The organism is Pseudomonas sp. efr-133-TYG-103a (assembly GCF_030209235.1).
Taxonomy (GTDB): domain Bacteria; phylum Pseudomonadota; class Gammaproteobacteria; order Pseudomonadales; family Pseudomonadaceae; genus Aquipseudomonas.
Genome location: NZ_JARVSK010000017.1, coordinates 1 through 26,781, shown reverse-complemented (window position 1 = coordinate 26,781; position 26,781 = coordinate 1). Strand labels below are relative to the sequence as shown.

Here is a 26,781-nt window from a genome sequence, read left to right as displayed (position 1 = left end):
GTGCTTTGCAGGGTGAGTGGCGTCAGGTGGGCGTGTGGTTCCCGATTTTCTGCAACGGATCAGGCAGGTCCGTCGGAGGGCTTGCGTCGAGGGCGAGACACCACGGACTCGATGTTCTTGCGGCCGATCAGCAGCGGACTCTTGGCCTTGCGCGACTCGGGCATGGGTGCGAGCCATTTGTACATCACCAGGCAATCGACCAGCCCGAGCTTTGCGTGACGATAAGCCCGGGGCAGGCGGCCGACCACCTCGAAACCCAGCTTTTGCCACAGCGCCACGGCAACCTCGTTGGTGGCAACCACCGAGTTGAACTGCATGGCGCTGAAGCCGCTGTCCAGTGCCAGGCGTTGCGAGTGTTCGCACATCAGGCGCGCCACCCCCCGGCCGCGCGCGGCGGGGGTGACCATGTAGCCGCAGTTGCACACGTGGCTGCCCGGGCCTGCAGCGTTGGCCTTGAGGTAATAGCTGCCGAGCAGCACGCTATCTTCCTCGGCGATCAGCGTGTGCAGCGGATATTCCAGCCACAGGTGCAGGGCTTGTTCAGGGGTGAGGTCGGGGTCGTAGGCGTAGGTTTCCTGCGCCTGGATCACCGCCTGGAAAGTCGGCCAGAAGCGCTCGAAGTCCTCGGCGGTCATGGGGCGAATGTGAATCATGGAGCACCATCGTCCAGTGGGAAGCGAAGCGGTAGGGGCGCGCTTGCCCGCGATTGCAATCCACCAGCCACCTTTGTTTCAGCTGATGGACCGTCCTCGCGGGCAGGCGCGCGCCTGTTCAGGGAGCAGCCGTTACGACACCACGCGGTAACACGGCACGTACGCCGCGCCGCCTGGCAGCTTCATCCGGTGCTGCTCGACGAAGGCCTGCAGCAGCTTGTCCAGCGGCTGCATGATTTCGGCATCGCCGTGGATTTCATACGGGCCGTGTTCTTCGATCAGGCGGATGCCCTTGTCCTTGACGTTGCCGGCGACAATCCCGGAAAACGCCCGACGCAGGTTGGCCGCCAGCTCGTGCGGCGGCAGACCGCGGCGCAGTTGCAGGGCGGACATGTTGGCGTGGGTCGGGTCGAACGGGCGCTGGAAGCTTTCTTCGATCTTCAGCAGCCAGTTGAAGTGGAAGGCATCGGCACGCTCGCGACGGAACTGGCGCACGGCGGTCAGGCCTTCGGTCATCTGACGCGCGACTTCGGCTGGGTCGTCGATGATGATGGTGTAGTGCTTGTGGGCCGCTTCGCCCAGCGTCGCGCTGACAAAGGCGTGCAGCTGCTCCAGATACGGCGCGGTGCTCTTGGGCCCGGTGAGGATGACCGGGAATGGCAGGCCCTGATTGTCCGGGTGCATCAGGATACCCAGCAGATACAGGAACTCTTCGGCGGTGCCCGCGCCGCCGGGGAAGATGATGATGCCGTGGCCGACGCGAACGAACGCTTCGAGACGCTTCTCGATGTCCGGCAGGATCACCAGTTCGTTGACGATCGGGTTCGGCGCTTCGGCGGCGATGATGCCCGGCTCGGTCAGGCCCAGATAGCGGCCGGCAGTGATGCGCTGCTTGGCGTGGGCAATGGTGGCGCCTTTCATCGGGCCTTTCATCACGCCCGGGCCGCAGCCGGTGCAGATGTCCAGCTTGCGCAGGCCCAGTTCGTGGCCGACTTTCTTGGTGTATTTGTATTCTTCGGTATTGATCGAGTGACCGCCCCAGCAGACGACCATTTTCGGTTCGACGCCGGGGCGCAGGGTGCGGGCGTTGCGCAGCAAGTGAAAGACGTAGTCGGTGATGCCTTGCGAGCTGCTCAGGTCGATGCGCTGGCTGTCCAGTTCGCTCTCGGTGTAGACGATGTCGCGCAGGGCGCTGAACAGCATCTCCCGGGTGCTGGCGATCATTTCGCCGTCGACGAAGGCGTCCGCCGGCGCGTTCAGCAATTCCAGGCGCACGCCGCGATCCTGCTGATGAATGCGCACTTCGAAGTCCTGATAGGCTTCCAGGATGGTTTTTGCGTTATCGACGTGGGCGCCAGTGTTGAGGATGGCCAGGGCGCACTGGCGGAAAAGGTTGTAGGTGCTGCCTGAACCGGCGGCGCTGAGCTGTTGTACTTCACGTTGCGACAAAGTCTCCAGGCTGCCTTTTGGGCTGACCGAAGCATTGATTACTTGTCTTGGAGCCATTCTGAATTCCTTGAAAGCGATGCCGACGGGCCGTTAGCGGCCGCTGGCATTAGTACAGTGAGCGCCAGGGACGTTCACGCATGGGCCATTTTTTACATCGGTTGGTCAGGAAAGCAAACGTCCTGAGAGAAATCTTCGTCCGGGCAGCTGTGCTGCGCCCGATGCCTGGCAGACGTGGCCCGTTTGGTCGGCCGCTTTTGATTTTGCGGCGCGCCCCGGTATGCTGCACGTCGACGACCCGACCCGCCGGCCCCGCGACCCTATGATTTTCAACTTCACGGTATTTCTCTGCACCCTGATTGCCATGGAAGGTGTGGGTTTTCTTGCGCACAAGTACGTCATGCACGGCTGGGGCTGGTGTCTGCATCGCTCCCACCATGAAGCGCATCTGGGCGCCTTCGAGACCAACGATATCTACCTGCTGGTGCTTGGACTGGTTGCGGTCGGCCTGATCGTCCTCGGCAATAGCGGCCACGATCCCCTGCAATGGGTGGGGGCGGGCGTGGCGGCCTTCGGTGTGATTTACGTGCTGTTTCATGACGGCGTCATGCACCGTCACTGGCCCGTTCGTCCACGCCCGCGCAACCGCTACCTCAAGCGGCTCTATCACGCCCACCTCATGCATCACGCGATCAAAGGCCGTCGCAACAGCGTGTCGTTCGGCTTTCTCTACGCCCCCTCGATGCACACCCTCAAGAAGCAATTGCGCGCGATGCGCGATGCCGAGCAGCAGACCGCCGGCCAGGACCGTCACGCTGCAGCGATCCTGTCAGACCTGCAAAACGGCTGATCCCGCGGTTTTTCGCCGGTGCCTTGCTGGGGCCGTTCCCGTAGATGCTAAGTTTGACCCCTGTGCTTTCAACTTCGAGTGAACGGGAGTCTTTCATGGATCTTGGATTGTCAGGCCGTTGGGCCATCGTGTGCGCGGCGAGCAAAGGGCTGGGGCTGGGATGCGCCAAGGCGCTGGCCAGAGAGGGCGTCAATCTGGTGATCAATGCGCGCGGCGATGAGGCGCTGCAGGCCGCGGCTGCTGAACTGCGGAGGCTGGCGCCGGGCATCGAGGTGCGCACGGTCACCGGCGATATCAGCCAGCCGCAAGTTCGCGAGCAGGTGCTGGCGGCGTGTCCGCAGGTCGACATACTGGTCAACAATGCCGGCGGGCCGCCGCCCGGCGATTTCCGTGACTGGCAGCGCGACGACTGGATCAGGGCGCTGGACGCCAACATGCTCACGCCCATCGAACTGATCAAGGCCTGCGTCGACGGCATGGCCTCGCGCGGGTTTGGCCGGGTGATCAACATCACCTCCGGCGCGGTGAAGGCGCCCATCGACACGCTGGGGCTGTCCAACGGTGCGCGCAGTGGCCTGACCGGTTTCATCGCGGGGCTTGCGCGGCAGCCCCAACTGGCCGGCAACAACGTGACCATCAACAATCTGCTGCCGGGGCCTTTCGACACCGAGCGGCTGCAGAAAAACATCAGCCTGGCCGCTGACAAAAAAGGCGTCAGCGTGGATGCGGTGCTCGAACAGCGTCGGGGCGCCGTGCCCGCTCAACGCTTCGGCACGGCAGAGGAGTTCGGGGCGTTTTGCGCGTTTCTTTGCAGCGCCCACGCCGGCTTCATGACCGGCCAGAACCTGTTACTGGACGGTGGCGGGTATCCGGGCACGTTTTGATGGCGGTCATCATGAAATTGTCCGGAGTGAGCTTTTCATCTTCCATCAAGTGAAGTAGAACAGATCACCCAAGCGGCTTTCCGGCCGCTGCACAAATTCCATTATTCTTTTCGGGAGAGCACCGTGACTCAGGCAACGACACAGGCAGCAGGCAAGATGATCACTTACCAGCGTCCGGACGGGAAGGAGGTCAGCGGTTACCTGGCCAGCCCGGCAAAAACCCAGGGCGCCCCGGCGGTGGTGGTGATTCAGGAGTGGTGGGGGCTGAACGATCAGATCCGCGGTGTGGCCGATCGCCTCGCGGCCTCGGGTTATCTGGCGCTGGTGCCTGATCTGTACCGCGGCGAGATGACCGTCGAAGAGGAAGAGGCCCATCACTTGATGAGCAATCTGGACTTCGGCGATGCCGCAAGCCAGGACATTCGGGGCGCGGTGCAATACCTGAAAGGGCACTCGCAGAACGTCGGCGTCACCGGGTTCTGCATGGGCGGCGCGCTGACGCTGCTGGCGCTGAATTTCATTCCGGAACTGACCGCTGGCGTCGTGTTCTACGGCATGCCGCCGCTCGAATACCTCGATCCCAAGGCCATCAAGGTGCCGGTTCAGGCGCATTGGGCCACTCAGGATGAGTTCTTCCCGGCGGAAAACGTCGACAAACTGGAGGAGAAACTCAGCGACGGTGGGGTGGACATCGAGTTCCATCGCTACCTGGCGCATCATGCCTTCGCCAATGAAACCGCCGTGGGCCCCGGTCGTATTCCCGGTACCCAGTACGATCCAGTCTGGGCGCAGCTGGCGTGGGATCGAGCGCTGACGTTCTTCGGACGTACCCTCTGGGGCTGAGCCATCGGGCTCTCCGGCATCTGCGTCGACGGGACGGCTTTGCGCGAACGGATTCGCGCCCACATTGGGTCGAGTGCGCTGTCGCCGCGTGCTTCTGTCGGCGGAAATGCGTTCGCGAAATAGCTGCCCAGGCGCTGCGCTTGTGTCGTCTGGACACTGGTCGGAGGTGACAGGAGCGCCACTCCGGTCGCTCCCACCGTTCTGCAGGCACCGCTGATCTGTTCGTTGCCGAATGTATCCGATTACACTATATTGCGAACCATTATCATTTGTTCGCGATTCTCATCATGGCCGTCCCTCTCTCTTGCTCCAACGACTCGCATGGCGTCGCTGCGTTGTACGGTGCACATCACGGCTGGCTGGTCAACTGGTTGCGTGGCCGTCTGGGCTGCTCGCATCAGGCGGCGGACATGGCGCAGGACACCTTCATGCGCGTGCTAGTGGCCGAGCGCAAGGCGCCGGTTGCTTGCGATCTGATCGAGCCGCGTCACTTTCTGGTGACCATCGCCAAGCGGGTGATGGTCGACAGCTTCCGTCGCACGTCCGTGGAGCAAGCCTACTTGCAGGTGCTGGCCGAGCAGCCTGAGCGCTACGCGATTTCCCCGGAAGAGCGATTGATCCTGCTGGAAACCCTGCATGCCCTGGACGCCATGCTCGAAGGTCTTGGCCCTCGGGTGAAAGAGGCTTTTCTGCTGTCGCAATTGCAGGGGTTGGGCTACAAGGAGATCGCCGCGCAGATGGGCGTTTCTGTCAGTTCGGTCACCAAATACATCGCCCGCGCCACCGAGCATTGCCTGTTGTTTGCGCTGGCGCACGAACAGTGAGCCGGTCCCCTGAACACGAGGCGCTGAGTCTGGCTGCCCACTGGTTCGCCAGGCTGGGCGCAACTCCAGGGGACGCAACCTTACAACGGCAGTGGCAGGCCTGGCACGACGAGCATCCGCTGCATCAATGGGCGTGGCAGCGTGTGGGGCTGTTGCAGAGCCAGTTGGGCAATGCCAAGGGCGCGTTGGGTTATCAAGTGCTGGATCGAGCAGGACGCAGCGTGGCCGGCACCGGGCGCCGGGCGTTGCTCAAGAGCCTGATGCTGGGCGCAGGCATCGGCGCGCTGGGCTGGGCGGGCTATCGTCAGGCGCCGGTGTTGCTTGCCGATCTGCGAACAGGCACCGGCGAGCGATTGACCTGGCAACTCGACGACGGCAGCACCCTGGTGCTCAACACCGCCAGCGCCGTGGACATCGCCTACACCGCTCAGACGCGGTTGATCGTTGTGCGGGAAGGGGAGATCTTCGTGTCGACCGCCAAGGATGCTCGGCCCTTCATCGTCCGCAGCGCACAGGGCGCGATGCAGGCGCTGGGCACCCGGTTCAGCGTCAGGCAAATGGAAGGCTTCACTCAATTAAGCGTATTCGAGCACGCCGTTGCGGTCCGGCCGCAGGCGGCCGGCAGCGAGCAGCGCGTCATCGACAGCGGGCAGGCCGTCAGTTTCAACACGCTGGCGCTGTTCGATTCGCGCCCGCTCGACCCCTCCGCCGATGCCTGGATCAATGGTCGACTTGTGATCGACGGCTGGCGCCTGGACCGTTTGATCGGCGAGTTGCAGCGGTATCGCAGCGGCTATCTGGGCTGCGCGCCTGACGTGGCCCACTTGCGGATATCCGGCAGTTTTCCGCTGGACAACATCGACCTGGCGCTGTCCGCGGTGACCCGTTCGCTGCCGGTGAAGGCCGAGCGCTACACCGGGTTCTGGACGCGTCTGATTGCGGAAAACGCCCCGGCGTAAATTTTTTCGTTTTTTTCGCAGTGGCATTGTCGATTTGCGCCTGCTCACGCGACTCCTTGTGAGAAACCCTTACAACGCCCCCGACCGGGGCCTCAGGAGAGCGCATGCGTACCCCGAACAAACCGAACGGCCCACTGGGTGCATTCAAGCCGCAAAACACGCTGAAACTTGCTTTGCTCGGGGCTTCGCTGGCCTGGCTGGAACCAGTGTTTCTCGGCGGGGCGTATGCGCAGGCCGCCAGCGTGCAGAAGAACTACGTCATCGCGCCGGGGCCCTTGGGTGCGGTGCTCGGCCGTTTCGCCAACGAGTCCGGCATCGTGCTGTCGTTTCAGGCGGGGCTGACCGATGGCAAGCAAAGCGCCGGGCTCAACGGCAACTACAGCGTCGACCAGGGGTTCGCCACGCTGCTCGCGGGCTCGGGCCTGGTCGCTGCGCCCGGCGCGCAGGGCGTTTACGTGCTGTACCGCGCTGACACGTCGTCGGTCATGCAGTTGGGCGCCACGAGTGTGGTCAGCACTGGCGTCGACGAGACCACCGAATACAGCGGTACCTACACGCCTCGCCAGACCAGCACCGCGACCAAAATGGGTCTGTCGCTGCGCGAGACGCCGCAGTCGGTCACCGTTATCCCGCGTCAGGTCATGACCGATCACCACCTGGCGTCGCTGGACGATGTCGTCAAGTTCACCCCGGGGCTGTCCAGCAACCATCGCGACAGCGATCGCTACACCTTTTATTCCCGCGGCTTCCAGATCCAGAACTTCGAATACGACGGTATTCCTTCCCAGACCGCCAACGAATCCCAGCAGTTCACCAGCACCCTGGCCGATATGGCGATCTACGACCGCGTCGAAGTGGTGCGTGGCGCCACCGGATTGCTCAGTGGCGCAGGCACGCCTTCGGCCACGCTGAACCTGGTGCGCAAACGCCCGACCGAAGATTTCCAGGGGTATGTGTACGGTGAGGCGGGTGCGTGGGACAAGTACCGCGCCGAGGCGGATGTGTCCGGGCCCTTGACCAACAGCGGCAACATTCGCGGGCGACTGGTCAGCGCCTACGAAACGTCTCGCTCGTTTGTCGACTGGTACAGCACGGAAAAACGCGTGATGTACGGCGCGGTCGATGTGGACCTGAGCGAGGACACCCTGCTGCGGTTCAGCCTGGACTATCAGAACAACGACTCGGACGGCGTCAGCTTTGGCCACATTCCGCTGTTCAACAGCAATGGTACGGCGACCCATTTCTCCCGCTCGTTCAACCCCGGCGCGAAGTGGAGTTACCTGGACAACACCCACTACAATTTCAGCACGGTGCTCGAGCACAAGCTGGCCAACGACTGGACCCTCAAGGCCGCGTACAGTCATCAGTACGCTTACCGCCATGGCGTGGTCGGCTCGGCCAGTTCCGGCGCGCCGGATTTCGAAACCGGTGCAGGCGTGTCGATGTTCGTCAACCGGCTGGACAGCTATCAGACCCAGGACAATGCCGATCTCTACGTCACCGGGCCGTTCCAGCTGGGCGGGCGTGAACATGAGCTGGTGTTCGGCGGCAACGTGGCCTACACCCACCTCAACTACCCGACCTACGAGCGTGCCACGCCTTCGGTCGACAACATCTACGAGTACGACGGCAACCCCGGTGGCAAGCCGCAGTTGCGCAAGATCGAGGAAAACCTCACGCGCCTGAGCCAGAACGGCGTTTACGGCGCACTGCGTCTGAAACCCACCGACTCGCTGTCGATCATTCTGGGTACCCGGGTCAGCAACTGGAACGAGCGCGACGACAGCAGCGACGATTTCACCGGCCAAGCCACCGCTCGCGATCGCACCAAAAAGACCGGTGTCGTGACGCCCTACGCCGGTGTGATCTACGACCTCAACGACACTTACTCGGTCTACGCCAGTTACACCAACATCTTCCTGCCGCAGACCTTCTATAAAACGGCCAGCGGTACATCGCTCGAGCCGCTCGAAGGCGATAACTACGAGATCGGCCTCAAAGGCGAATTCTTCGATGGCGCGCTCAACGCCAGCGTCGCGCTGTTCGAAGTGAAACAGAAAAACACCCCGCAACTGGTGGACGACAGCGGCGCACAGGAAATCTACCGGGCCATCAGTGGCACCACCACGCGCGGCATCGAGACCGAGATTTCCGGTGAGATTCTGCCAGGCTGGAACGTCATTGGCGGCTACACCTACCGCGAGTCCCATGACAAGGACGACAACCGGGTGGAAACCAACCAGCCGATGAACCTGTTCAAGCTGGGCACCGCCTATCGGTTGCCGGGCGAGCTGAGCAAACTCACGGTGGGCGGCAACATGACCTGGCAGAGCGATATCTACGCGGTCAACGAAGACTTCAACACCAAGGCCCATCAGCGGCCCTACGGCGTGGTGGGCCTGTTGGCGAATTACAAGGTGGACGAACACCTGAGCGTGGGGCTGAACGTCAACAACCTGTTCGACAAGAAGTATTACGACGGTCTGGGCACATTCAATTCCGGCAGTTATGGCGAGCCGCGCAACGCAGTCGTCAACGCCCGCTGGACGTTCTGACGCAAAAAAAAAACCGGTCGTACCTGGCGGGCATGACCGGTCTGGTGCAACCGACAAGGATCAGATCACGCCGCAGGCGACCCGATCACCGCCACCGCCCAAAGGCATGGGCATGTCGGAGTGGTTGTCGCCGCCTGCGTGGATCATCAGCGCGTGGCCCTTGATCTCGGAGATCTTCTTCAGGCGCGGCGCGAGCACCGGGTAAGTCGCATTGCCGTCAGCCGTGACGTAGACAGCGGGCAGGTCGCCCAGGTGGCCGTTGGCGTAAGGGCCCAGATGCTTGCCGGTCTTGGCCGGATCGAAATGCCCGCCTGCCGCCAGCGCCGCGCCTTTCTTGCCGTCTTTGGTGCCAGCGTCGCAGCTGCCGTTTTCGTGAACATGGAAACCGTGCACGCCCGCAGGCAGCGAGGTGAGTTTCGGCGTGAATTCCAGACCGTACGCCGTTTCACTGATGGTGATCTGACCGATCGGCTGAGGCGCGCCGTCAGCGCTCACCAGATTGATCGGGACATCGAGAGTGGCCGCCTGCGCGCCCAGAGAAAGTGTGCCCAGAAGGCCGAGCCAGAGATAGCGTTTCATAAGCGTTCCATCGAAGGTGTGGGTGTCGGTGTCCAGCCAGGCTGGACGGCCCGCAGCGTTCGGAGGCTGCGTGGGTTTTGAGTGCCCACTGCGCCGGAGGTTCGCGGCGGGTGCGCTTCAGCGCACGTGCAGGGGCGGAATGGCGTAGGTGCCGACGACATGCGCGACCGCGTCCGGCAGGCCTTCGGAGTACAGCGAGACCTCGCCGATGGCCAGGGTTTTACCGACTTTCATCAACTGGCATTCAGCAATGATCCGCCGACCCGCCTGCGGCTTGCGCAGAAAATTGATCGTCAGGCTGGTGGTGACGGTCAGCGGCACGATGCCGATCACGCCCAGCACCGCCACGTACAGCGCGACATCCGCCACGGCCATCAGGGTCGGCCCGGACACCGTGCCGCCGGGACGCAGATCCGCTTCACCCACCGTCTGCGACACCGTGGCCCGCTGATCGCCGACCTTGTCCACGACAATCCGGGTTTGCGGAAACTCCCGGGCGATGAACGCCGCGATTTCTTCTTTGCTCGCCATCGTGCTCTCCTGCAACGGGTCCGACAGACTCGGCGAGCACAGCCCCGCTTGTCAATCCGGCGCATTGCTCGGTCTTCGCAGGATGCCATCCGGACTGCAGCGACTGTCAACCGGCGATCATGGGTGTCGCGGCGACATGACGATCATTCCTCAGCTAGTCTTGCCCTTCGATCCGCGGGGGCAGCGGGCGAGGGAGCGGGGTGCACATGCAGAAGCTGGTGATCGGAATCGATCTGAGTACGACCACGTGCAAGGCCATTGCCTGGGACGTGCGCGGGCTGTTGGTGGCGCAGGCGCGGGCGCCGTTGTGCCTGTCGCGGCCTGCGCCGAACGCCTATGAACAGGACCCCGAAGTGTGGTGGCGGGCGATGCAGCAGGCCTTGAACGCCTTGATGCCGATGCTCGAGGGCAAGGTGATTTCAGCGGTTTCGGTGGTCAATCAACGCGAGACCGTGGCGGTCACCGATGCCGACGACAGGCTGTTACGGCCCGCGATTCTCTGGCTCGATGAGCGCCGCAAAGATGAAGTCGCGGCACTTTGCGAGCGTGTCGGCCATGAGCGGCTGCATGCGATCACCGGCAAGCCCCATGACTGGGCGCCGGCGATTTACAGCCTGGCGTGGATGGCCGATGCCGAACCCGAGCTGTTCAGCCGCATTCGTCACGTGTACGAGCCCCATGCCTGGCTGGTGCGCAAGCTCACCGGGCAATTCGTCACCAGTTGGGCCAGCGCCGACCCCTTCGGTGCCTTCGACATTCACCGGCACGCGTGGGCTGACGACGTGCTTCAGGCGCTGCCGATGCCGTTGAGCAGCGAGTGTTTTCCCAAGGCGTCGGCGCCAGGCTCGGTGCTGGGTGAGGTCACTGCGCAGGCAGCGGCGCTGACCGGTCTGCCCGTCGGCACAAGGGTGGTGGCCGGTGGCGGTGACGGGCAGGCCGGCGGCCTGGGGATCGGCGTCGTCAGCCCCGGTACGGCGTACCTGAATCTGGGCACGGCCATCGTTTCCGGCGTGTACGCAGAGACGCCGATGGTCGACGCAGCCTTTCGCACCCTGTGCGCCATCGATCGGCAGGGCTACGTGCTGGAAACGTCGCTGCGCTCGGGCACGCTGCTGATCAACAGCCTGCTCCAGCAGTTCTTCGAAATCGACGTGGTGGCGCACCCGGACAGCCTGATCCGGCTGGAAATCGAGGCGTCGCGCGTGGCGCCGGGGAGTGAGGGACTGATTCTGTTGCCGTACTGGAACGGTGTGATGAACCCCTATTGGGATCAGGATGCACGCGGGTGTCTGTTGGGCCTGTCGCCGGATCACGGCCGGGCGCAGATCTATCGGGCAGTGCTGGAAGGCATCGCGCTGGAACAGGCCGTGGCGACCCGGCAGATGGTTCAGGCCACGGGCCAGCCGGTGAACACGTTTGTCGCCATCGGCGGCGGCGCGGCAAGCCGTCTGTGGTGCCAGATCATGGCCGACATCACGGACCGACCGGTGTTGCGTGCCGCGACCCAGGAAGCGTCCAGCCTGGGCGCCGGGATTGCCGCCGCGGTGGGCGCCGGTTGGTACGCGGACTTCGCCAGCGCGGCGCAGGTGATGACCCAGCACGGCGAGCAGTTTCTGCCCAATCCTGCGCTGCGCGGGTTTCATCAGGAACTGCTGGCGCTGTACAGCGAACTCTATCCTCGGCTGCGCGATCTGTATCCGCGTCTGGCCAGGCTCAACCGGCGCTGAAACCGCCGTCGACCGTCAAGGTCACGCCGTTGATCATCCCGGCATCGTCGCTGAGCAAGAAGGCGATGGTCGCGGCGATCTCGCCGGGTTGAACGAAACGGCCCAGCGGGATGCGCGACAGCATCGACGCCGCCTTGGCCGGATCGCTCCAGGCCTTGTCGGCCATCGGCGTGAGCGTCACCACCGGATTGATGCTGTTGACCCGAATCCCATGGGGCCCCAGCTCTACGGCCATCACCCGGGTCATCGCATCCAGCGCCGCCTTGGAGGCGCAGTACGCCAGATGATCACGCGTACCCACGGCGGCAGCGAGGCTCGAGACGTTGACGATGGCGCCGGGCACGCCACGGCCGATCAAGTCCCGCGCGACCACTTGCGCCACCACCATCGGCGCACGCGTGTTCACGGCCATCAGGTGATCGAACGTCTGCACGGACGTCTCGAGAAACGACTCAAGCTCGACCACGCCGGCACAGTTGACCAGCAGATCGATGGGCAGCGCGCCGGTCACGGCGGCCCGGGTCGCCGCGACGTCGGCCAGGTCCACCACCAGGGTCTGATCGCAATAGGCAAGGTCCGCCGCGTTGCGACCCAGTGCAATCACCTCGGCGCCGCAGCGGCTGAGCCATTGCACGGTTTCACGGCCGATGCCTTTGCCGGCGCCGGTCACCAGAATGCGTTTGCCGCTGAAGTCGTGGATGGCCATGGTGCTCCGGGTCAGTTGTCCTGTTCAAGCAGTTGCCGGGCGGCGCTTTCATCGATCACCAGCTCATGGACGACATTGCGCAGCAGCACCGCACGAATGATCTCGGCCTTGTAGGGGCCTCCGGACACCAGCACGACCTTGCGCACTTTGCGCAGGTCTTCCAGGTCCAGCGAGATGGCCCGCCGATTGAGCGGATGGTTGACCTCAATGCCGTCACGGTCGAGCCAGCGCCCGAGCAGATCACCCACCGCACCCGCCGCGCGCAGTGAACGGGCGTCTTCAGGATTGACCAGTCCGAGCTCCAGCATCAGCGAGCGCTCGCTCAGATCCCCGACGGTGAGCAACGCCAGGTCAGCCTGGCGCGCCTTGCCCAGCACGTCCTGCACCGAGGCCTCTTCGAGGATCATGTTGCGGTATTGCTCGGAAGGCGCGAACACCGGCGCGGCGAGGTAGTAATAGGAGCCGCCGAACAGGCCGGCGAGGCTGGAGGCGATCTCGACGGTGTTGTTCGCCGAGCCGTAATGCAGGCCGCCAAGCAAGGACAGCACCGTCATGTTCGGCAGCGACCGACCTTGCAGCTCGCGCACGGCCTGCCGCAGCGTGCGACCCCAGCCGACGGCGATGATGCAACCGTCAACCAGGTACGTCTCCAGCGTCGGTGCAACCCCGACGCCCAGCACGCGGAAGATGTTCGACGGATCGTCTGGCGACGGCACCACCGTCACCCGCTGCAGGCCGAATCGTTCCTGAATCCGCTCCTCAAGTTCGACGCATGAGGCCAGCGGTGAATTGATACGGATCTGCACCACGCCGGTTTCACGGCAGGTCGCCAGCGCCTTGTTCACCCGCACCCGTGTGATGCCCATGCGGTCGGCGATCTGTTGCTGGGTCATGTTGTTGACGTAGTAGTACCAGGCGATACGAATGTTCAGTTGATCTTCCGCGTTCACCGTTTCGGTGTCGGCGGTCAATTCCGGAGAGCGATTCTGCACGGCAGTGTCCTTGGCATGGCCTGGGAAGCGGGGCGCTTATTTCACGGCGCCCATGGTCAGACCTTGTACCAGATGCCTGGAAACCATCAACGCGAAAATGATCACCGGGAACACGATGAGCGTACCGGTGGCCATGATCTCGCCCCACGGCAAGTCGTAGCCGCTCATGAAGCTGGTCGCCGTGACCGGTGCGGTGCGTGCGACATTGCGCGTGAGCACCAGCGCGTAGAGCAGTTCGTTCCAGGAGAAGATGAACGAGAAAATCGCTGACACCGCAACGCCCGGCATCGCCAGGGGCAGGGCGATGCGCCAGAAAATGGTGAAACGTGACGCCCCGGACAATCGCGCGGCCTCGTCCAGATCCTTCGGCACGCCGCGAAACTGATCGGTGCAGATCCACACCACGATCGGCAGGTTGAAGGTGAGGTAAATCAGGATCAGCACCAGATGCGTGTCGATCAGACCCAGATTGCGCGCCATGAGAAAGATCGGCAGTGCGACCACGATCGGGCTGAGCATACGGTTGGTGATGAACCAGAACCACAGATCTTCCTTGCCCCTGAATTCGAACCGCGCCAGCGCGTAGGCGGCCGGTGTGCCGAGGCCCACTGCAAGCACGGTGGTGCAGACCGCGACGATCAGCGAATTACCAAGGCTGTGCAGCACGTCGCGCTCGAACAACACTTTTACGTAGTTATCCAGATGCGGCGTGAAGGCCCAGATCGGCGGCGAAGCGAGTGCCTCAGCCTGGGTCTTGAGGCTGGTGGCGACCATCCAGTAGAACGGAAACACCGCGAACAGGAAGATCGCCAGCAGCCCGACCAGGTGCCAGGCGTTGACCTTCATGCGGGGTCGCACGTGGCTCGGCGCACTCGCCGCGAGCGGAATTTTGGCAGCGGGAACGGTGGCCATCTCAGATCTCCCGGTAGACGAATTTGATGTAGAGGCGCGCCAGCACAATGGTCAGAATCAGCAGCAGGATCGCCTGCGCCGAGGCCACGCCCTGATCGAACACCCGAAAGCCGATGCGCTGGATGTACACGCTGACCAGCTCGGTCGCCGCGCCCGGGCCGCCGCGGGTCATGGTGAACACGGTGTCGAACATTTTCAGGATGTCGGCGGTGCGCAGGATCAGGATGACCGTGGCGCTGGGCAGCAGGAAGGGCAGTTGCACGTAACGCACGATCTGCCAGCGACTGCGGGTTTCGAGGCGCGCGGCCTCTTCGATTTCGTTGGGCACCATGGTCAGGCCGGCCAGCAGCACCAGCGCGCAGAACGGTGTCCATTGCCAGATGTCCATCAGCGCCACTGCGATGAACGCATTGGTGGTGTCGCCCAGCCATTCCACGGGTCCGGCGTTGAGCATCGCGAGCAACGCGTTGGCCACCCCGAAGTCGCGGTTGAAGATCAGCCGGCCGATCAGACCGGCCACCGCAGGCGCGGTCGCCAGCGGGATCACCAGGCTCATCCGCGCCAACAGCTTGAAGCCTGACAGCCCCGGCTTGTGCAGCATCAAAGCGATGATCAGGCCGAGCGCCATTTGAATCGGCACCACGGTCAACAGAAACAGACCGGTGCGACCCAGCGCGGCCCAGAACGAGGCATCGTTGAGCACGCTGAGGTAATTGTCGAAGCCGATGAAGGGCGTGGCGTCTTTGGGACGGGCCAGGTTGTACTGGCGAAACGAATTGACCAGCGCGAACACGGTCGGAAAAATCCCGATCAACGCCAGCGCGACGGTCGCGGGCGCCAAAAACGAGAAGGCGGCGCGAGTGTTGTTCCAGAGCGTCGGGAACACCGGTTTTTTGTTATTGGACATAGCACATTCTCAGAAGGCCTGTTTCTGCCGAAGGCGTTGCAGCTGCCGGGATGGCGCTGCACCTTGTCTCGCGCCACCCCGGAAGCTCCCGCGGCCTGCGGCCAGAATCAGGAGCGCGTCGTGTCGGTTATTTCAGCAGTTTCGCCTTGCCGTCGTAGTAGCCCGCTTTCTTCAGGATGTCCTCCATTTTCGTGCCGATGGCCTTGGCCCCGTCCTGAACACTGGTTTTGCCAAGCATGATCGCCGTGCCGTTCTCGCCGACCACTTCGGAGATTTCAGGCCATTGCGGGAAGCGTGGGCGGTAGTCCGGAACGCCGCCTTCCCAGGAGGTCACCATCGGCTGCACGAACGGGTATTTCTTCTGCACGTCCGCGTCCTTGTACACCGACATCCGGCCACTGACGCCGCCTGCATCCAGGTAAGGCCTGGCCATTGCCTCGGAGGTGACCCACTGAATGAACAGCCACGCCGCCGCTTTCTGTTTGTCGTCGGAGTGCGCGTTGACGCCGAGGGAGAACCCGCCCAGTGCAGGCTTGAGGCCCGCCGGCCCTTTGGGCTCTGTCGCCACCGCCAGGCAGTCGGTGATCTTGGATTTTCCGGGATCGGCCAGCGTGCTGTAGAACGCCGACCACTCGGTGATCATCGCCACCTTGCCCTGAGCCAGGGCGTTGACCGCTTCGTTGTGGTCATAATCGACGATGCCCGGTGGCATGAACTTCATCAGGTCCTGACGGAACTGCAGCCCTTGCTGAGACGCCTTGGAGTTGAGGTTCGATTTGAAACCGGCATCCAGCAGCGAGCCGCCGAACGGCCAGAGGAAGCGCATGAAGCTGTCCGCCGACTGAGTCTCGCCCCGCCTGGACTGCAGGGCATAGGCGTAGCGGTCCTTGGACTTGTCGGTGAGTTTGGGCGCGTAGACCTTCAGCAACTCGTCCCAGGTCGCCGGCGGTTTGTCGAACCCGGCGTCCTTGAGCATGCACTTGTTGTAGAACAGCAGGCCTGAGTAGTTATCGAACGGCAGCCCGTAGGTCTGCTTGTCCCAACTGCCGAATGACTCCAGCAGGATCGGGAAGAAGCCGTCGAGCTTCAGCTCCGGGTCCGCCAGCCTGGCATCCTTGGTGAACGTGGTGACCGGTTCCAGCCAGCCGTTACCGGCGAACTCGCCGATCCACACCACGTCCGTCAGGACCACGTCGAGCTGTTCACCGGAGGTGAAACTCAGCACCTGGCGCTCGCGGCTGTTCTCGTAGGGGACGGTTTCGTAGGCAACCTTGATGCCGGTCTTCTTCTCGAACTCCGGCAGCAGCTTGATCGCCGCGGCATAACCGGGGCGGTCGAGGAAAATCGCCTTGATCTCGGTGCCCTTGTAGGGCGCGGCGGCCTCTTCCAGGGTCCAGGCCTGAGCCGCGCCTGCACCCAGTGCGACCGACAGGGCGAGGGCATTCCATACCAGCTTCTTCATTACGCGACCTCTTTATTGTTGTTGGTGAGGATGACGTTGTCTGCGCTCACGCGCGTCAGCGATTGCTCAGCGATTGCGGTGTTTCATTCCGGGTTGGGCAGGATGATGGTCTTCAGCGCGCCGTCGAGAAAAGCGGACGGATAACGAAAGGCGTCAGTCGCCTGTTGCAGGTCGAAGCGATGAGTCACCAGACAGTCGACGTCCACCTGACCCTGCGCGACCAGGGCGATGGCCCGGTCGTAGACGTGGCCCATGCGCCGCGACAGGCGAATGTCCAAGCCTTTGCGGCGCAGCAGCGATGCGCTCAATGGCGCGTACTGATCGCCATCGGGAATGCCCACCAGCACCACTCGGCCGCCGATGCGCGCAGACTGCGCCGCGATCTGAAAACCTTCGGGGGAGTTGGTCGCTTCCAGCACCAGATCCACGCCTCGGCCATGGGTCCATTCGGCAATCGCGGCGTGGTCGGAGGCGACCTCGTCGGCGCCCAGCTGGCGGGCTTTCTCGGTGCGGTAGTTGATCGGGTCGATGGCGTAGACGGCCTTTTTGCACATCATCTTCGCCAGTTGCAGCAGGCACAGGCCGATCGGGCCGCAGCCGATGATCGCCACCGTTTCGAACAGCTTCTTCGTGCCGGCAAGGTCCATCGCATGAATCGCCACGCCGAGGGGTTCGAGCATGACCGCCTGCACCGGCGTGAAGTGATCGGGAACGGGGTAGATCTGACTGGGCGAGACCACGATGTATTCGGTCATGGCGCCGTGGGTGTGAGGCGGCGAACCGAGGAACTGCACGTGGGGGCAGAGATTCACGTGACCGCGCTGGCACCACTCGCACTGACCGCACGGCCTGGCCGGGTCCACGGCCACCAGTTGCCCGGCCTTGAGCTGCAGACCGGGATGGTCCTCGACCACATGGGCGGCAAATTCGTGCCCGGCGATGAAAGGCTCGGTGATGCGCGCATGACCGATGGCGCCTTCCTTGTAGTAATGCAGATCACTGCCGCAGACCCCGACAGCGCTGACCCGCAGCAACACTTCGTCGCCAGCCGGCACCGGCACCGGCTTGTCGCCGATGCGGATGTCGCGGATGCCATGGATGTATGCAGCCCGCATTCGGTGCGCTCCTTGACATTTGTATTTTTAGAATTACAAATGATCGTAGGACGAAATATTTCGCTGTCAAGTGTGTACACGAGACATTCCCGCAGGGGCGCGCTTGCCCGGGTCGCCACACACGAATGCATCGGGTCTGCCGCTTTCGCGGGCAAGCGCGCTCCTACACATCGCAGCACGTTGCAGGTCTGAAACAACAACAATAATTTCAGAGGACACGATTTTGACTGAGCTCAGTTTAAGTGGCGTCGAGAAAGCCTACGGCGACATCAAGGTGTTGCATGACATCCACCTGAGCATCGAAAGCCGCGAATTCGTGGTCTTCGTCGGGCCTTCGGGGTGTGGCAAATCGACTTTGCTGCGGTGCATTGCCGGTCTTGAAAGCATCACGCAGGGGCAGATCCGGATCGGTGCGCGAGACGTGACCTTTCTCGAGCCTGCCGACCGGGGCGTGGCGATGGTCTTCCAGTCTTATGCGCTCTATCCGCACATGTCGGTCTACGACAACATCGCCTTCGGCCTGAAGATGCAGAAAACCCCCAAGGACCAGATCGAGGCCAAGGTGCGCAACGCCGCGCGCATCCTGCAGCTCGATCCCTTGCTCGAGCGCAAGCCCAAGGCGCTGTCGGGCGGACAGCGCCAGCGCGTCGCCATCGGGCGTGCCATCGTTCACGAGCCGGAAGTCTTTCTGTTCGACGAGCCGCTGTCCAACCTCGACGCGTCACTGCGGGTGCAGATGCGCATCGAGATCGCCCGGCTGCACGCCGACCTGCAGGCGACCATGGTGTACGTGACCCACGATCAGGTCGAAGCGATGACGCTGGCGGACAAGATTGTCGTGCTCAACAAGGGCTGCATCGAGCAGGTCGGCTCGCCGCTGGAGTTGTACCACCATCCACGCAACCTGTTCGTCGCAGGCTTCATTGGCTCGCCGCAGATGAGTTTCCTGCAGGTGTCGGCGACGGCGGTCAGTGCAGATGGCGTCGAGGTGGTGCTGCCCGGTGGCGCGCAGTTGCGCGTGCCGGTGCAGGGCGAAGGGGTCAAGGCGGGCGATGCGCTGACCCTGGGCCTGCGCCCCGAACATCTGTCGGAGCGCGGGCTGGGCGATGCGCAGATTCCGGTCAAAGCGCTGGTGGTCGAGCATCTGGGCGGGGAAACCTTCACTCATGCCCAGACGGCCGACGGCAGTGACCTGATGGTCAAGGGCGCGGGCATGTCTTCGGTCAAGGCCGGGCAGTCACTGGCGATCGGGGTCTCGGGCGTTCGCTGCCATCTGTTCGATGCCCAAGGCCAGGCGCTGCCTCATCAATTGCATTACACCGCCCGGCCTGCGGAAGAACAGCCGCCCCTGCCCGGACCGGTCGCCGCCGCCCGTTGAACCGATTCGGGGCGGTGGCGACAAGGCCGATTACTGCCCCTGAACCTGTACCAGCGTGCCGAGCTGATCCGGTTTGCCCCCCACGACGACCAGGTAGCGGCGCTGATCCTGAGCATCGCTCTGTACGATCTGACGGATCGGACCAATAGCGTTGACGATGGCCGAACCTGCCGGGTTGGTCATGAAGGCCGACAACGGCTCCAGCGTGCCGCTGCCGTCGGCCTTGTCAGCCAGCGCCAGGGTGTAAGGCTGTTTGGGTTCAAGCCCGGTCACTGCCGCCTGCAGCACTTGGGTCAGGCCCTGATTGAACAGCGTGACGCTGGTAGGCGCCTTGTCCGCGGTTTTGTTGACGGCATTCAGGCTCAGATGCACCGCTTGCCCGGCCACGCCCAATGGCTTGAGGTTGTCGGTGCCGGGCCCTTTCTCCACGGCGTTGGGCACGTAGGCGATCGCCTGCGGCGCCTGCCCGATCGGGATGGTGGCGATGACCTTGTTGCTCAGGGTGTCGATGACCGCAAACGCATCGGCGTTTTCCAGCCCGACGTAAACGCGGCTGCCATCGCCGGAGGGCCATACGCCGTGAGGCAGATTGCCCACTGGAATCGTCGCGACCTCCTCGAAGGTGTCGGTGCGGTACACCTGCACTTCATTCAGCCCGCCCACGGTGATGTAGGCGAACGAGCCGTTGGCGTTGTTGACCAGGTTGACGTGGTTGGCGATCGGGCCGATGTCCAGTGTCTTGATCAGCTTGAACGGTGGCGTGGCGTCGAAGACCTGCGCCTTGCCGACGTCCTTGAGGGTGAACCAGACCTGCTTGCCATCGGCGGATGCCGCAATGTTCGGGCAGAACGGGCTGACCTGCTGTACATGCCCGACAATCTTGTGGTCGGCGACCGACACCACGACGGTCTCCGGGTTGAACGAGGAGCAGACATAGCCGTATTTGCCGTCCGGCGAGAAGATCTGCATGCCGGGACCAGCGGGTGTCTTGATGCGGGTTTTTTCCTCGAAGGTCTTGGCATCGATCACTGACACGTAGTCTTCACCGCGCACCGTCACCCACACCTCTTTGCCGTCTGGCGTGAAAAACGCTTCGTGGGGCGCTCGGCCGACGTAGGTCTTGTGCTTGACGGTATTGGTTTCGGTGTCGATGAAGGACACTGAGTTGGTTCCGATCGACACCACCGCCAGGGTCTTGTGGTCTGGCGAGAAGCCCAATCCATGCACCAGCACCTCGCCTTTGTACAGCGGGCTGAGGTTGCCGGGCTGCGGGTCGCCCAGACTGATCACGCCCAACAGCCTGTTATCGACCGGGTCGGTCACCGATACCGTGTTGGAGAATTGCTCGGCGGCGTAGACGCGGTCGCTGTGAGAGACCGGAATGTCTTTGGCCGAGGCCTTGCCGGGAATCTGCCCGGCGAAGCTGGACATCGAAGCAGTCAACAGGGCACAGGTCAGCAGTGCCAGGGGCAAGCGTGGAAGACTCATGGGGTATTCCTTCTTTTTGAAGTCCGGGATGAATGATCAGGGTTGGGTGGCGGCGGGCGACTGGGTCGGGGAGGCCACCGAAGCGGGCAGGGGCTGGCCGACGGCCAGGGCCATCGCGGCGATCTCCTGCTGCTGATCGACGATGATTTCCTGGGCGATGCGCTTGAGCTGTTCGTTGTGGCCGTACTTGAGCATGGTCAGGGCCATGTCGATGGCGCCCTGATGGTGAGCGGTCATCATTGCGACGAAGTCGTGGTCGATGTCGCCGCTGGGCTTGACGTCCATGCCCGCCATCATCCTGTCCATGGCGGCATTGTTTTCGCTGACGAAGGGCGCCTCGGCGCTGAGCGGATCTGCGGCATCCGCGTGTTCGTGGCCATCGTGAGCCATGGCGACAGACATCGCGCCCATGAACAGCAGGGCGAGCCCGCAGCGCAGCGAATGGCGAGTGGTACGTGGCATGTGCGTTTCCTCCTGGCTGAAAGCGTTCACAGGGGAGACGACGGGGGCGGGGGTTTATTCCATGGGAGTTGAAGGAACGCTCTTGATGATGCTTCAGTCGATCTCCGAAGCGGCTTCTCCCAAGTGGTCGATGTGTTTGAAGCGTTCCACCAGAAAATCGATCAGGCTGCGCACCCTTGCCGACAGATGAAGCTGCTGCGGATAGACCGCATAGACATCGGCGCGGGTCGGTGTCTGGTCCTCCAGCACCAGGCGCAGGCGGCCGCTGCGCACGTAACGGGCAATGTCCCATTCAGCGCGCAGCAGAATGCCGAATCCTTCCAGTGCCCAGTTGAGCGCCACTTCGCCGTCATTGCAGCCCAGCGCGCCGCGCACCTTGACGTTGTGGGTCTTGCCGCCATTGGTGAAGCTCCACACCCCGTACGGGGTTTCGTTCTGACGCAGGAAAATGCAGTTGTGGTCCTGCAGATCGGCCAGGCGCGTGGGCACGCCGTGTTTTTCCAGGTACAGCGGAGAAGCACACAGCAAGCGACGGTTGGAGGCGATCTTGCGCGCATGAAAGGCCGCATCCGGCAGCGTGCCGAAGCGAATGCCCAAGTCGAAACCGTGGGCGCTCAGGTCCAGCGGGTGATCGCTGATTTCCAGCTGAATCTCGACCTCCGGATAGCGCGCAAAGAACGCCGCCAGCGCCGGTCCGATGTAGCGCCGCCCGAAGCCCAGCGAAGCGTTGACTCGAATCAGCCCCTTGGGTGTGGCGCGGCTGCTGCTGACCAGCTGCTCGACCTCTTCGATCTGCGTGAGGATGCGCGCGGCATGGGAAAAATACAGCTCGCCTTCGGCCGTCAGGCTCATCGAGCGCGTGGTGCGGTTGACCAGGCGGATGCCCAGTCGGGCTTCCAGCGCACTCAGACGCTTGCTCACCGCTGGCGGCGTCACGCCCAGTTCCCGCGCCGTCGCGGCCAGGCTGCCCTGCTTGGCGAGAAGGTAGAAAAACTGCAGATCCAGGGTCTGATTCATTCGTAACTCAAAGTTATGGATGTAGTGATTCTGAGTCACTCACTGCGTTGGTTTCACTACATATACTCCGCTCACACCCCGTTTGAACAGCCCGGTTCAGGCGGCATAACAAAAACGTTTGAGAGTGGAGTGGATCATGACCGCATACAAAATCGCAGCGATTCCCGGTGACGGCATTGGCGTGGAAGTTATAGCCGCCGGTGTAGAAGTGCTGCAAGCCCTGTCGAAGAAGTCCGGCTTCGAGCTGGACTTCAAACACTTCGACTGGAACTCCGACAACTACCTGAAAAACGGCTATTACATTCCCGAAGGCGGCCTGGAAGAACTGAAGCGTTTCGACGCGATTTTCTTCGGCGCGGTGGGCGCGTTGAACGTGCCGGACCATATTTCCCTGTGGGGCCTGCGCCTGCCGATCTGTCAGGGCTTCGACCAGTACGCCAATGTGCGTCCGGCGCGCGTGCTGCCGGGTGTGAAGAGCCCGCTGCACAACGGTGAGCAGATAGATTGGGTGGTGGTGCGCGAAAACTCCGAAGGCGAATATTCCGGCAACGGCGGCCGCGTGCACCGAGGCCTGCCTGAAGAGGTGGCCACCGAGGTGTCGGTGTTCACCCGTGCCGGCGTCGAACGCATCCATCGTTTTGCCTTCGAGCTGGCGCAGAGCCGCCCGCGCAAACACCTGACCATGGTGACCAAATCCAATGCCCAGCGCCACGGCATGGTGCTGTGGGACGAGATTTTCTACGAAGTCGCCAAGGACTTTCCGGACGTGAAAATCGACAAGGAACTGGTGGACGCCGTGACCACGCGCATGGTGCTCAAACCCGGCACGCTGGATGTGATCGTCGCCACCAACCTGCATGCCGACATCCTGTCCGACCTGGCCGCCGCGTTGTCTGGCAGCCTGGGCATTGCACCGACCGCCAATCTCAATCCATCGCGCACATTTCCGTCGATGTTCGAGCCCATCCACGGCTCCGCATTCGACATCACCGGCAAAGGCGTCGCCAACCCGGTTGCGACGTTCTGGACCGCTGCACTGATGCTCGAACATCTGGGTCAGCCTGCCGCAGCCAAGCAACTGATGTCGGCGATCGAGGCCGTCACCGAAAGCGGCGTGCATACGCCCGATCTGGGCGGCACGGCGACCACGCGGCAGATCACCGATGCGGTGCTGGCGCTGATCAATCGCTGAGTGCCCGGCGGCCTGAGCGTCTCGGGCCGCCAACCGTTACAGCACGGCAAATCGCCGCGGGCGGGCGTGTGTACGCGATCCCGACCCTGCGGCACCTCCTGACAACAATAAGAAATCAGGGCCCTGTCATGAAAAGCATCCTGTCCAAGCTCTACGTTCAAGTCCTCATCGCGGTCATTCTCGGCGCCATCGTCGGGGTGTTCGTGCCGGACACCGCAACTGCCCTTAAACCGCTGGGCGATGCGTTCATCAAGCTGATCAAAATGCTCCTCGCACCAGTGATTTTCCTCACCGTGGTGTCGGGCATCGCGCGTATGGAAAACATGAAGGAACTGGGGCGCGTGGGGCTGCGCGCGCTGCTGTATTTCGAGGTGGTGTCGACCCTGGCACTGGTCGTGGGGCTGGTGGTGGTCGATGTCTTCAAACCCGGTGCCGGCATGAACATCGATGCCGCGACGCTCGACACTTCCAGCCTGGCCACTTACACCACGGCGGCCAAGCACAGCTCGTTCATGGACTTCATCATGAACATCATTCCCGACACCATCGTCGATGCCTTCGCCAAGGGCAACGTGCTGCAGATCCTGTTGTTTTCAATCCTGCTCGGTGTGGCGCTGGCGCAGGTCGGTCCGCGCGGCAAAGTCTTCGTCGACGCGCTGGACAGCCTCATGCAGGGGATGTTTCGCATCGTCAACATGGTCATGCGCCTGGCCCCCATCGGGGCCTTCGGCGCCATCGCCTTCACCATCGGCAAATACGGGTTCGGCTCGCTGTTTTCGCTGGGCAAGCTGATGGCGTGCGTGTACTTGACCTGCGCGTTGTTCGTGATCGTCGTGCTCGGGCCGATCTGTCGCTACAGCGGCTTCAGCCTGTGGAAATTCCTGCGCTTCATCAAGGAGGAGCTGTTCACCGTGCTCGGCACCAGCTCGTCTGAATCGGTGCTGCCGCAGATGATTTCCAAGATGGAAAAAGCCGGCGTGTCCAAGCCGGTGGCCGGAATGATCATTCCCTCGGGCCTGACCTTCAACCCGGACGGCCAGGCGATTTACTACACCATTGCGGCGATCTTCATTGCCCAGGCGACCAACACACCGCTGACCCTGACCGATCAGTTGATCGTGTTGGCGGTGCTGATGTTCACCTCCAAAGGCTCGGCGGGTGTAACGGGATCGGGGTTCATCATCCTTGCGGCGACGCTGGCATCGCTGGGCACCATTCCGGTTGCGGGCATGGTTCTGCTGCTGGGCGTGGACCGCTTCATGTCCGAGGCACGGGCGATCACCAACACGATCGGTAACGGCGTCGGGACCATGGCGATCGCCCGGTGGGTCGGGGCGCTGGACACCGAGAAGATGCACCGGGCGCTCAACGGCGATCCTGAACCGAGCATTGAACCGGCGTTAAAAAACCCCGAGTCGCCGACCAAGGCGCAGATCGTGCCGTCCCTGACGCGGGTGTCTCAGGGCTGAGCGGTCGCCCGGCCGGGCGCGCAGTGGAGCAGTGTCGATGTCTTCAGCCACTGCGCGTCGGGATAGTAGATGAACACCAGTTGACCGTCCTTCATGACGTCGATCAGAGGACGGGCAACGCTGTTCGGAACGGCAGGGCAACCATGGCTCCTGCCGATTCGCCCGTTTTCGCGGGCGAACGCAGTGCTCACGTAGTCCGCCCCGTGGATCACCACGTCGCGCTCGAACGCCCGATCATTGAAACCCGCTTCCAGGCCGTCCATGCGCAACGAGTAGCCATTGCGGCCGACGTAGGGTTCGCGTGTGCTGTACAGGCCGATGCTCGACGCCAGACTCGAGGGTTCGTTGGAAAAACGCGTGGCCATGTTCTCGCCGCTGTTGCGCCCGTGTGCAACCCGTTCGTGAAACAGCAAACGACGCTGCGCCAGATCGAAGACCCACAAGCGCTCTTCGGTGGAGGGCAACGAATAATCGATCACCGCCAGGCGCGTGGGGTGCGTACCGGTCTGCGTCTGATGACACCGCGTGGCCTGCAGCGCCAGCTCGATCACTTGGGGATTGGCCGTGGGCGCCGCATGGGCCAGCGCGGCGTGCAGGGATGGCGCATCGTCGGCGCGGCAAAAGGCGCTCGCGAACAGCAGGGCCAGTGATGACAGACGCGTGATCGGCATCGATGATCTCATGTGGGGGACGCAGGTTGGTCGCCAATATCGGCAACGGCAAGGCGGCCTGGCAAGTGCTTTTGGTCGTGAGCGCGGAGGGGATTGCATAAAACCAAAACGCCACTATGCTGCTGTCGGCGAGCGCATCCGATGTGACATGCGCTTGCGAATGGTCCCCATAACAATCGTGTCGACGACAGCTTGCGATGTTCCGATTCACCGCTGGCTGCGCGCCCTCCGTGGCCGCACAGACGTGACCCGGGTGCAGGATCGATCGGCCTCATGCAGAAGGTTCGACGATGCGCCTCATTTCCCTTTCTACAGGCCTGATCGCGATGCTGTTCGCGGCCGGGACACTCGCCGACGACGCAGCGCCTGCGCCAGAAGCGGTGGTCAGCAAAGCACAGGTGCTGGAAGAAAAAGCCGCCGAAAAGGACGGCCCGACGCCGGCGGTGCCGCAAAGCCAGATCATCACCAAATCCGAAGCTCAGGCCGTCGATCCGGCCGGCGTGGCGTCCGTGGATGACGCCCTCACGTGTCTGTCGCGGACCATTTACTGGGAGGCCAAGGGCGGCAGCGATGCAGACATGGAAGCGGTCGCCAACGTGGTCCTCAATCGCCTGGGCCATGAGGGCTATCCCGACACCGTGTGCGGCGTGGTGAAGCAGGGCGTGGAGAAAAAGGCCTGCCAGTTTTCATGGTGGTGCGATGGGCGTTCCGATCAGGTGCAGGAAGACGACCGCTACGCCGCGTCGAAAGAAATCGCCCGCAAGGCGCTCAATCAGCAACTCACCGACCGGACCCGCGGCGCGATGTATTTTCACGACCGCAACGTCAAACCGGCGTGGGCGTCCGAGTACATCAAGACCGCCGAAACCGGCAAGTTCCAGTTCTACAAACCCAGAGATGGCAAGGCCAAGTGACGGTCAGGCGGGCCACGAGGCTGTAGGCGTGAGCTTGTCTCTGGGCTGGTTCGAACGGGAGCAAGGCCTTTAGGAGTGAGCTTGCCCTGGGCCGCACTCGGACGATCTGTCGGGAACCGGCAGCAAGTCCGGTGCATGCGGTGTGTCTGGTTTACCGAGGTGACTGGTCTTACGACTGCTGCGCAGCCGATCGCGGGCAAGCCACACTCCTACAACGGTTGTGCGGCGCGGACGGGTATCGCGGC

25 protein-coding genes are annotated in these 26,781 nt (G+C 62.9%); 11 read left to right on the top strand and 14 right to left on the bottom strand.

Going from position 1 to position 26,781, the window contains the following annotated elements:
* Positions 1–59: 59 nt before the first annotated feature.
* Both QRN36_RS15350 and ppnN read right to left on the bottom strand, forming a co-directional pair.
* Entirely contained in the window at positions 60–653 is a 594-nt protein-coding gene (locus QRN36_RS15350) for a GNAT family N-acetyltransferase (RefSeq protein ID WP_285424838.1), read from the bottom strand.
* Positions 654–785: 132 nt separating this feature from the next.
* Complete coding sequence (gene ppnN / locus QRN36_RS15345; protein WP_093459011.1) at positions 786–2,159, bottom strand: nucleotide 5'-monophosphate nucleosidase PpnN; 1,374 nt, start codon at positions 2,157–2,159, stop codon at positions 786–788.
* A gap of 262 nt (positions 2,160–2,421) precedes the next feature.
* Here ppnN and QRN36_RS15340 point away from each other — a divergent pair, with 262 nt between their 5' ends.
* From QRN36_RS15340 to QRN36_RS15315, 6 genes are all read left to right on the top strand, one after another.
* On the top strand, positions 2,422–2,949 hold the full coding sequence (locus tag QRN36_RS15340) for a beta-carotene hydroxylase (RefSeq protein WP_285424967.1): 528 nt from the start codon (positions 2,422–2,424) through the stop codon (positions 2,947–2,949).
* A 95-nt stretch (positions 2,950–3,044) separates the two neighbouring features.
* Entirely contained in the window at positions 3,045–3,833 is a 789-nt protein-coding gene (locus tag QRN36_RS15335; RefSeq protein ID WP_285424837.1) for an SDR family oxidoreductase, read from the top strand.
* Between the two features lie 156 nt (positions 3,834–3,989).
* Positions 3,990–4,676 (top strand): dienelactone hydrolase family protein, encoded by a 687-nt coding sequence (locus QRN36_RS15330; RefSeq protein ID WP_285424966.1) that lies wholly within the window; start codon positions 3,990–3,992, stop codon positions 4,674–4,676.
* 287 nt (positions 4,677–4,963) lie between these two features.
* A complete protein-coding gene (locus QRN36_RS15325) occupies positions 4,964–5,500 on the top strand; it encodes a sigma-70 family RNA polymerase sigma factor (protein ID WP_285424836.1) in 537 nt (178 codons plus the stop codon).
* Positions 5,497–6,459 (top strand): FecR domain-containing protein, encoded by a 963-nt coding sequence (locus QRN36_RS15320; RefSeq protein ID WP_285424835.1) that lies wholly within the window; start codon positions 5,497–5,499, stop codon positions 6,457–6,459. The genes QRN36_RS15325 and QRN36_RS15320 overlap by 4 nt, the downstream gene beginning before the upstream one ends.
* Before the next feature lie 104 nt (positions 6,460–6,563).
* Positions 6,564–9,014 carry a TonB-dependent receptor gene (locus QRN36_RS15315; RefSeq protein WP_285424834.1) on the top strand — a complete coding sequence of 817 codons (2,451 nt, stop codon included), beginning with the start codon at positions 6,564–6,566 and terminating at the stop codon, positions 9,012–9,014.
* A 60-nt stretch (positions 9,015–9,074) separates the two neighbouring features.
* On the opposite strand, the gene sodC is transcribed toward QRN36_RS15315, so the two are convergent.
* Together sodC and QRN36_RS15305 are read right to left on the bottom strand one after the other, a co-directional pair.
* Positions 9,075–9,593 carry a superoxide dismutase [Cu-Zn] SodC gene (gene sodC, locus QRN36_RS15310; protein ID WP_285424833.1) on the bottom strand — a complete coding sequence of 173 codons (519 nt, stop codon included), beginning with the start codon at positions 9,591–9,593 and terminating at the stop codon, positions 9,075–9,077.
* 117 nt (positions 9,594–9,710) lie between these two features.
* The gene (locus QRN36_RS15305) at positions 9,711–10,124 is read right to left on the bottom strand and encodes a PaaI family thioesterase (RefSeq protein WP_285424832.1); all 414 of its coding nucleotides are present in this window, start codon (positions 10,122–10,124) and stop codon (positions 9,711–9,713) included.
* A 206-nt stretch (positions 10,125–10,330) separates the two neighbouring features.
* Between QRN36_RS15305 and QRN36_RS15300 the strand changes: the two genes are divergently transcribed.
* Positions 10,331–11,851 carry an FGGY-family carbohydrate kinase gene (locus QRN36_RS15300; RefSeq protein ID WP_285424831.1) on the top strand — a complete coding sequence of 507 codons (1,521 nt, stop codon included), beginning with the start codon at positions 10,331–10,333 and terminating at the stop codon, positions 11,849–11,851.
* On the opposite strand, the gene QRN36_RS15295 is transcribed toward QRN36_RS15300, so the two are convergent.
* From QRN36_RS15295 to QRN36_RS15270, 6 genes are all read right to left on the bottom strand, one after another.
* The gene (locus tag QRN36_RS15295; protein WP_285424830.1) at positions 11,838–12,557 is read right to left on the bottom strand and encodes an SDR family oxidoreductase; all 720 of its coding nucleotides are present in this window, start codon (positions 12,555–12,557) and stop codon (positions 11,838–11,840) included. The genes QRN36_RS15300 and QRN36_RS15295 overlap by 14 nt on opposite strands.
* An 11-nt stretch (positions 12,558–12,568) precedes the next feature.
* Positions 12,569–13,549, bottom strand: coding sequence for a sugar-binding transcriptional regulator (locus QRN36_RS15290; RefSeq protein WP_285424829.1), 981 nt, complete (start codon positions 13,547–13,549; stop codon positions 12,569–12,571).
* Positions 13,550–13,585: 36 nt separating this feature from the next.
* The gene (locus QRN36_RS15285) at positions 13,586–14,461 is read right to left on the bottom strand and encodes a carbohydrate ABC transporter permease (protein WP_218147167.1); all 876 of its coding nucleotides are present in this window, start codon (positions 14,459–14,461) and stop codon (positions 13,586–13,588) included.
* A 1-nt stretch (position 14,462) separates the two neighbouring features.
* On the bottom strand, positions 14,463–15,368 hold the full coding sequence (locus QRN36_RS15280) for a carbohydrate ABC transporter permease (protein WP_285424828.1): 906 nt from the start codon (positions 15,366–15,368) through the stop codon (positions 14,463–14,465).
* A 127-nt stretch (positions 15,369–15,495) separates the two neighbouring features.
* Positions 15,496–16,830, bottom strand: a complete 1,335-nt coding sequence (locus QRN36_RS15275) for a sugar ABC transporter substrate-binding protein (protein WP_285424827.1) — start codon at positions 16,828–16,830, stop codon at positions 15,496–15,498.
* Between the two features lie 83 nt (positions 16,831–16,913).
* The gene (locus tag QRN36_RS15270; RefSeq protein ID WP_285424826.1) at positions 16,914–17,945 is read right to left on the bottom strand and encodes a zinc-binding dehydrogenase; all 1,032 of its coding nucleotides are present in this window, start codon (positions 17,943–17,945) and stop codon (positions 16,914–16,916) included.
* 223 nt (positions 17,946–18,168) lie between these two features.
* On the opposite strand from QRN36_RS15270, the gene QRN36_RS15265 reads away from it, so the two are divergent.
* Entirely contained in the window at positions 18,169–19,323 is a 1,155-nt protein-coding gene (locus QRN36_RS15265; RefSeq protein WP_285424825.1) for an ABC transporter ATP-binding protein, read from the top strand.
* A gap of 30 nt (positions 19,324–19,353) precedes the next feature.
* Here the strand turns inward: QRN36_RS15265 and QRN36_RS15260 are convergent, their stop codons facing one another.
* The 3 genes from QRN36_RS15260 to QRN36_RS15250 form a co-directional block, all read right to left on the bottom strand.
* Complete coding sequence (locus QRN36_RS15260; protein ID WP_285424824.1) at positions 19,354–20,811, bottom strand: YncE family protein; 1,458 nt, start codon at positions 20,809–20,811, stop codon at positions 19,354–19,356.
* Positions 20,812–20,847: 36 nt separating this feature from the next.
* Entirely contained in the window at positions 20,848–21,273 is a 426-nt protein-coding gene (locus QRN36_RS15255) for a DUF305 domain-containing protein (RefSeq protein ID WP_285424823.1), read from the bottom strand.
* A 93-nt stretch (positions 21,274–21,366) separates the two neighbouring features.
* Entirely contained in the window at positions 21,367–22,290 is a 924-nt protein-coding gene (locus tag QRN36_RS15250) for a LysR family transcriptional regulator (RefSeq protein ID WP_285424822.1), read from the bottom strand.
* A 136-nt stretch (positions 22,291–22,426) separates the two neighbouring features.
* Here QRN36_RS15250 and QRN36_RS15245 point away from each other — a divergent pair, with 136 nt between their 5' ends.
* Together QRN36_RS15245 and QRN36_RS15240 are read left to right on the top strand one after the other, a co-directional pair.
* Positions 22,427–23,482: a tartrate dehydrogenase gene (locus QRN36_RS15245; RefSeq protein ID WP_285424821.1), complete on the top strand. Its 1,056-nt coding sequence runs from the start codon at positions 22,427–22,429 to the stop codon at positions 23,480–23,482.
* 128 nt (positions 23,483–23,610) lie between these two features.
* Entirely contained in the window at positions 23,611–24,951 is a 1,341-nt protein-coding gene (locus tag QRN36_RS15240) for a dicarboxylate/amino acid:cation symporter (RefSeq protein ID WP_285424820.1), read from the top strand.
* Here the strand turns inward: QRN36_RS15240 and QRN36_RS15235 are convergent.
* Entirely contained in the window at positions 24,942–25,622 is a 681-nt protein-coding gene (locus QRN36_RS15235; RefSeq protein ID WP_285424819.1) for a murein L,D-transpeptidase catalytic domain family protein, read from the bottom strand. The genes QRN36_RS15240 and QRN36_RS15235 overlap by 10 nt on opposite strands.
* A gap of 326 nt (positions 25,623–25,948) precedes the next feature.
* Between QRN36_RS15235 and QRN36_RS15230 the strand changes: the two genes are divergently transcribed.
* Positions 25,949–26,536 (top strand): cell wall hydrolase, encoded by a 588-nt coding sequence (locus tag QRN36_RS15230; protein WP_371265946.1) that lies wholly within the window; start codon positions 25,949–25,951, stop codon positions 26,534–26,536.
* The last annotated feature ends 245 nt before the right edge of the window (positions 26,537–26,781 follow it).